This is a genomic window from Cobetia sp. MMG027, assembly GCF_027947415.1.
Classification (GTDB): Bacteria; Pseudomonadota; Gammaproteobacteria; order Pseudomonadales; family Halomonadaceae; genus Cobetia; species Cobetia marina.
Map to the genome: position 1 here is coordinate 51,373 of NZ_JAQJIO010000015.1, position 7,546 is coordinate 58,918.

General features: G+C 56.4%; 5 protein-coding genes. All 5 read right to left on the reverse strand.

Going from position 1 to position 7,546, the window contains the following annotated elements; translation table 11 throughout:
* Window positions 1–14: 14 nt before the first annotated feature.
* On the reverse strand, window positions 15–2,180 hold the full coding sequence (locus PJK54_RS17140; RefSeq protein ID WP_271303455.1) for an HlyD family efflux transporter periplasmic adaptor subunit: 2,166 nt from the start codon (window positions 2,178–2,180) through the stop codon (window positions 15–17).
* Between the two features lie 3 nt (window positions 2,181–2,183).
* Entirely contained in the window at window positions 2,184–3,524 is a 1,341-nt protein-coding gene (locus tag PJK54_RS17145; protein ID WP_271303456.1) for an efflux RND transporter periplasmic adaptor subunit, read from the reverse strand.
* Window positions 3,525–3,557: 33 nt separating this feature from the next.
* Window positions 3,558–4,358, reverse strand: coding sequence for an efflux RND transporter periplasmic adaptor subunit (locus PJK54_RS17150; protein ID WP_271303457.1), 801 nt, complete (start codon window positions 4,356–4,358; stop codon window positions 3,558–3,560).
* A 90-nt stretch (window positions 4,359–4,448) separates the two neighbouring features.
* Window positions 4,449–6,263 carry a TolC family protein gene (locus tag PJK54_RS17155; RefSeq protein ID WP_271303458.1) on the reverse strand — a complete coding sequence of 605 codons (1,815 nt, stop codon included), beginning with the start codon at window positions 6,261–6,263 and terminating at the stop codon, window positions 4,449–4,451.
* A gap of 64 nt (window positions 6,264–6,327) precedes the next feature.
* Window positions 6,328–7,546: Ig domain-containing protein (locus PJK54_RS17160; protein ID WP_271303459.1), on the reverse strand; the 1,219-nt coding region annotated here is incomplete at its 5' end.

Genomic DNA, 7,546 nt, shown 5'->3' on the forward strand with positions numbered 1-7,546 from the left:
GCGCCGCGCGAGGCTCAGAACCCACTTTCACGTATCAGCACGCTAGCCGCATGCCGAAATATCGCGCCGGCCAGACTTTCAGCAGGGCCTTCCACTGATACCTTCCCGTAAACTTGCCAGTCGCGCACTGGCGCATCGTGATCTGGCACCATTGTGACTCGATAGATTCCGTCTTCAAGATTTAGGCTACCCGAATTCTGCCCGCGCCGGCGCTCTTCCACTGGAAGCGGGCCACCATAGCGACTGGCAAGCCCGGGATAGGCCAGACGCTCGGTCCCGATATTATCAATGCTGCGCACATGCAGTGCTACGGTGTCGTGACTGCCATCATCTGGAATGAATAGCGCTTCGCTACCGGGTATCACGCGCTCCAGGTCCTGCTCACGCACAAAGGCGTGGACCCTTCGGGAGCGCTGACTTACCAGATCGGCCAATTGCTGTCTCGGATCCAACCACTGGCCCTCGTGGAGCGCTTCGGGCATATCGATACGCCCTGCTATCGGTGCACGCATCACCAGTGAGTGCGCACGTGACTCCAGACCACTGATCTGCGCCTCAAGCTCAGCGAGCCGGTTACGCAATACTCCTTGCTGTGCCAGATCTTCCGCAGAACCAGCACGACGCGCCAGACGCGCCTTGACCGCCTGCAATTGACGCCTCGATTGTGCCAGATTCATCTCGATTTCTGGCTGCTCCAGTTCGTAGAGTACCTGTCCAGCCCGGACACTTTCATCCTGAAGGACGTACTGCTGTTTGAGTCTGGCCGGCTCAGGCGGAAAGAGCGCAACATGTGCATCAGCCTCAAGCACGGCAGGCAACGTGACCCTCCCCTGCCAAGGAATGAACAACAGCCCGAGCACCAGGCAACCTGCTATACAGGTCACTACGGTTCGGGTATTCCACGGGATGCGACGGCTACTCACTTCGCGTATCTCATTCATGATAGGGCGCAGGATGAACCAATAGATCTCGACCACGAACAGCAGGATACCCAGCACCTTGAAAGCAAAGTGATAGACCAGCAACGCGATACCGAGAAAGAGAAAGAAACGATAGACCCAGGTACCAATGGAATACAGCACCAACAAGTGCCTGCGACGCCGGGTAAAGGCTTCAGGGGGCGACTCGCCAAAGCCGAACAACCTTTCACGCAACCACCATCGAGTGATGGCAAAAGCGCGTGGCTGAAGATTGCGTATCCCCCACAAGTCACTCAGCGCATGGTAACCATCAAAGCGCATGAATGGGCTCAGGTTGACCAATAGTGACGTCATCCAACTGGTAGTCGCCAGGAAGAAGGCTGCCTGGCGCAAAGGCCCTTCCGGCAGAAACCCCCAACAGACCGTCGCCAACACCGCGATGGAGAGCTCTGTCATGACACCTGCCATGGCAACTCTCAGACGGTCACGGTCGTTCTCCAGGCGCCAGGTATCCGTGGCATCGGTATAGAGCATGGGAAACATGACGAGAAACGCGACCCCCATGGTAGGGACTCGACAACCATAGTGCTTGGCTACCAGGGCATGCCCCAATTCATGCGCGGACTTGACGATCATCAGCGCCAGTGCATACCAGAGGACCCCTTCCCATGACAGGAATCTCAGCAGCGTGCCAACGAAGTCAGACCACTGCCTCACGACGAAATATCCGCCAATCAAAGCGAGACAAAGAAGAAGGATGCGTGCTGGCCGGCTGACCAATCGCCGAGCAGCAGGCAACAGGCCTTCCAGATAACGATCAGGCCTCACTAGCGGCACCCGGAAGAACAAGTAGTGATGCAATAGCCAGTTGACACCCGTGGACTTGCGACCTGCATCGGCATCACTCAGCCGTTGATAGTCCTGTGCTGTCTTGGCCACCACTAGATGATTGGCTTCGACGAATCGCACCAACCCTTCCACATCACTCAGCTCAACGACAGCACCTTCGGCACGCGCACGAGCCGCCAACTCCTCCTGCGTAGAACAATGTCGCCACAACCTGATAAGGCGCAACCCTCCAAGATGGAGGTGAAAGTACCCCCCCCGGAGAGGATCAAACAGCGTCCACATGGGAGCGCCATCGGTATCCGGTGCACTGCGATTCAAGCGGAGGTCTGCTCGCAGCTCTGGCAAAGGATGCTCTGCGGCTGGTGGTTGCTCGGGGAGCAGATGGCTTGGCGGAATCTCTCCGGTATGCATCTCCTATACTCCCAGGGCCTGGCGCAGTCCAGCCAGAGGCCGGCGGAACAGATAATAAGCCAGAGGAACGCGCTCACCACTGACACGCGCGGTTCCGCGCAGGCCGATTCTCAAGAAATCCGGGGACTCATCGAGGGCTGCAGAGACGTGATAGACAAGCTGGTCACGCCCATTGAGCACAGGTTTGTAGCTGACACGCTCTACCTGCCCTTCTATTGGCGACAGTGGGCGCGAATCGAGAAACAGTGTGACGGGGGCGCCCTCGAAGAGCACCAAGGCATCTTCGACCGGCAGCTCGATACTCACTTTACGTTCGTCAGGGTCGGCCAGTTGCATGATGCGCTCCCCCGTGCGCACCGGTCGCCCGGCCCAATCGTTGGGATCATCAAAGATGGCCAATCCAGCCTCGTCGGCCTTTAATACCACTTGCCCAAGCTGAGTCTCGGCATAGCTGCGTTGCACCTGCCTCAGATCACGCTCAGCACTAAGTGCGGCCATGCTGGCACGTGACTTGGCATCGCGAAAGGCTTCCTGTCGCGCCTGCTCAAAGCGAGCCTGCGCAACATTGAGAGCCTGATCAGCCACCTTGAATCTGGCCTTGGCCTCAATATCCTGCAGCTTGACCAACGGCTGACCTGCCTCGACATGAGAATTAGGCTCAACCAGGACCCGGTCCACGACACCATCCATCGGTGCTGACACGACCAAAGGCGCTCTCGCGACCAATTCGGCCGGCGCTAACGCAGATAGACGAACAGGCAAGCACAGGATCAGAAGGATCAGTAAAAGGGAGCCCCACCAGAAGCGTGATGAAGTGAACCAGTGACGCAATCGTCCTCGCTTGCGCACTTCCACGAAGGCATGTGCGGCATGCCCGGCCACCTCGCCAAGATGAGCAGCCAGGTTCATCGCTCCTACAGTCCAGGGCTCTTCACGAGCCAGCAGCAACCACGAAGCTGTGCCTTCCCGTGTATCCAGAGGCACCAGCAATACCTGGCCTGGGCATACCTCTGGCCAGGTATCCTTCGCCCAATCATCCATTGCGTGGCTGTCGAGCACATACGGCTCAGCACTCTTGGAGAGCTGGTGGGCCATGACATGCTCAACCCACTGGACATATAGGCTATTGCGATCGACTGACGGCACATTGGCTAACGCCGTCACACGCCAGCCTTTGACACCTGATCGCTCTACAATGACTGCCTGCTGATAATCCACCACCTGCCGAGATTCATTGACTGCGACGTAGCGAAGCGCCTTGAGCGTCTCGGCTCGACGGATACGGTGCTCAACATCGAACAGGGCAGACAATCGCGGGGTATCGAACTGATTCGGCTCACTCACTTCACACTCTCTCTTGCTGACCAATGCATTGCATTACCGCTCCTGCGCGAGATCAATGGGAGGCGTGAAAATTGCCGAGGCAGTCATGCCTGGACGCAAGGATGCCGTGACATCGATCTCAGCCCAGATGGGAATGGTATGACTCACAGGATCCACACTGGCCCCAATTCGCGTTACCTTGGCAGCTACGTTCTCGCGAGTCTCCTCGATGGCCAATTGCGCCTGGCGCCCCGGTTCTAACCAAGCAAGCCAGTCCGCGGGCACGATGACTCTCGCTTCGAGCTTCTTCCCCACGATCGCCAGAAGTTCAGCCTGAGCTTGAACACTTTGCCCCACGCTTGCTTTGCGCTCAACCACTCGCCCGTCATAAGGTGCCTTGATGGCGCAGCGGTTCACATTGGTCCGCGCGATCCGATATTCGGCATCACTTTCATTGACGGCCAAACGTGAAAGGTCCACCTCCAACTGACCGACTGAGCGCAACTCCAGAAGTCGCCGATTGTTCTCCAGCTTGCGACGGGCACTGGCAAGCCTAGCCCCCACTCGATCACGCTCAGCGGCATACTGACCACAATCCATCTTGATCAGTACTTGCCCCTTCGTGAAAGCATCCCCTTCACGAAACGCCATCGATTCGATACGCCCACTCACTTCACTGCTGATGGTCGCTCTATCGGTCGCCTCGATCACAGCCCGTTGAGGTTCCAATGCCGCCTGCGCCTCATCCGCAGCCTTGGCCGCTTGTACCGTCGACATCAAAAGAGTGGCGCAGGACAGCACCACAAGGCTACGCAAGGACTGCGGGCAGCGGTGTCGCATATCGCGAGTTTTCATGCTTGAGGTCACCTTTCCTGGCAGACAAAACAAAAGGAGCGCCGCCCACAATAGACGGCGCCCACTCAATGAGTTGCGCGCTCCTGAAACCTAGGCCTCAGTAAAACTATCACCCGGCGCAAGAACGAAGCGATCCAGTGCATAGACACCCTTGTCATTCTCGGCCTTGACCGTGATGGTCAGCGGCGTAGCAGGTGCGTCCGGTGCAGCAGTGAAAGTACGCGTAGCCTGCGAGAATGTCAGCCATTGCGGAAGCCCTTCCCCAGCAGGGGTAGAGAAGCTGTAATGCACAGGGCCGGCGACGGCAAAGGTATTTGCATCAAAGCTGAAGGACGGTGCCCCTCCGTTGTCCCCTTGCGACAGTACCGGAGACTGCTCAGCAATCGGCTCTACCACGACACCGATCTGGCCGTCATCCCAGTCCTGACGACGCTGCACCAGCGCACTCGCAAGCTGCGCCGGCTCAGCCTTGCCTTCAAGTTTCGGATACGGATCAAGGCCAATGCTCTGGTAAACACGCGCATAGGCATTCTGGATCTGTGCGTAGGCAAGATCACGACGTAGCTCTGCAATCAGAGAGTTGAGCTGTTCCTTGATGGCAGTCAGCTCGCCAATGCTGCCAGAGCGCGATTGCTGGGTAACCAGGTCTGAAATGTTCCGTGAGACTTGCAGATAATTCTGAGCCGTCCCGAGATCACGGTTAGCGGCCATGTACTTTAACTGCGCCAGATGTACCTGAGTCAGGACGGCAAGCGATGCGGCCAGGCGTTCCTGACGAGTAATCTCGACGCTTGTCTCGGCAGCTTCCTTGTTGGCACTGGCCTGGAAGACATTGAGAAGGTCATAACTGACTGCGGCACCTGCGCTAGTCCAGTCCTGGAACAGCAAGTACTGGTTGTCATCGTAGGAATAACTCGCCGAGAAGCTCAGGTCCGGGAACATCTTGAGCAAGGATGCGCGGACTTCATCACGTGCAATACGCTCACGGTAATGCGTGGTCAGTACTTCCGGACGCATCAGCAGTGCTGTCTGCTCCATGGTCGCCACGTCCAGCTTGGCTTTGGGTGCCTTGAGCTGCGCCGTATCGTATTGCGGTAGCTCCAGCGACGTGGTCGGCGGTAGCCCCATCAGGCTGGCCAGCTTCTCTCGCGCCCCGATCAACTCGTTACGCAGGCTGTCCAGACTACGCTTCACATCCAGCAGACTGCGTTCATAGGAATAACTGTCGAGAGGACTGGAAAGACGCTGACGAGAAATCGCACGACTATGCTCCAGCGCCTCATTGACCCGTACCATGAGCGGATCAACCTTGCTGAGCAAGCGGTCCGCAGAGACTGATTTCCAGTAAGCAGTGCGTACTTCCTGAGCAAGATTCTGAACTGCCTTGCGTTCTTCCTCGACGGAAATAAGATACTGATCGGCACTTTGGTTGGCACGCACATAGGAGAGTCCGAAATCCAGAATGCTCCAAGTGAAATCTATGCCATAAGTCTTGCGGTTTCGCTCCTGAGACACGCTATAACTATTGTCATTGGTGGGCTCCCCCGGCTCACCATCCACGAATGGTACGCTCTGCGTTGCTTCATATTCACTGCGAGTCGTATAGCCTGCTCGAGCCGTCAGTGATGGCAGCATGTCATAGTTGGCAGCATCCAACTGTTGACTACGCAACGCTGTCTGCATCGTCTTCACATGACGGTCACGGTTATAGAGCAGCGCACGAGCCACTGCCATTTCTGGCGTCAGAAGGCCGGTCACCTCACTCTGTGAGGCATTGAGCGTCTTTACGTCTTCCGCTGCCTTCGGCTGTATTTCCGCCATCGTCAGTGGGCTAGGGTTCACAGCACAACCACTGAGGAGAAGCAGCGCTGCCAAAGGTGATACCGCGAGTAGCTTTTGACTCATGAGTCCCTTTCCTGAAGTCATATTTTTGAAATCTGGCTTATTGTTCACATTAATCTTCGGTGTTTCATGACAATTTAAGCATGCGGGCAAGGCGATTAGCCAAACTCTCTTCCTGTCGATTATCGCCAACTTCTGCCAAGGCGTCTTCCGCCTGCTGGTCCAGCGACTGCCAGCGTGCCCCCGCCGTATCCACTTCAGCAGGCAAGGCGATATCCAAGGACAATATACGCACCGTTCCATCGCCTGAAACTGCCACGATCCGGACATTCAGAGAGTGCTCAAGTCCAGCAATATCTCCCGTGATATCGCCAGTCTCTGGGTCAATGGTCAATCCATCAGGCAACACGGAACCATCTCCAAGCGACCCTTCATAACGAGAAACTTCCGCTGCACGTGGATCATTCACCAAGATCGAAAGTTGTGTTCCGGTCAAGTTCATGCGGTCGATCTGCATATCGTTACCGGTATTCTCTTCATGCACAATTTCCGCCGAACCCTGAGAGTCAATGCTGACATCGAGACGACGATATAGCACTTGATCCTCGCGCTCTTCCAAAACATTGCCATCGGCATCAACCAGCACTTCGCGAGTCTTCGTATTGCCGTACTCATCGACCCCGATCACGGTAATTCGTGCACGATCCATACCCGGAGGCAGCTTCCCGGAGAGCTGGCCACTACTACCATCCACCGCCAGAGTACCCGGCAGTGGAGAGCCATCTGTCTGGGTCCCCTGATAACGAACTGTCATCGCTTCCGGCAAACCAAACTGGCCAAGATCGTTCAGGCCATTATCAACCCCCGCCCGAAGGAAGTTATCCAGATTGCCAATGTCATTGCCACTTCCTTGCCCCTGATCTGTATCAGCGTCAAGCCCATCAGTGCCAAGTCCATCAGCGTCCAGTACTTGATTGGCATAAGGAGCCGTAACGCGGTTATCAGGCACAAAGGTGCTTGGGGCTTGGGTGGAGTTCGGCAGTGCAAGAGGCTCACTCGGGACAGATAATGTAAATCTATAACTGACAGTCCCACCATTACCGTCATCAGCCGTGACAGTGATGGCATAAGGGGCATTCAGTGAGGCATCAAGGGCCAGCTGACCTGTAATCTGGCCAGTTGACGGGTCTATAACCAAGCCGTCGGGCAAGCCTGTTGCCGAGTAAGTCAGCTCATCCGAAGCATCCGTGTCCGCAAATGCTTCACCTGCCGGAATAGAGACATCCCCACCATTCCCGACCGCACGATCTGGAATTTCCGAGACGACCACGGGTGCATCATCAGTG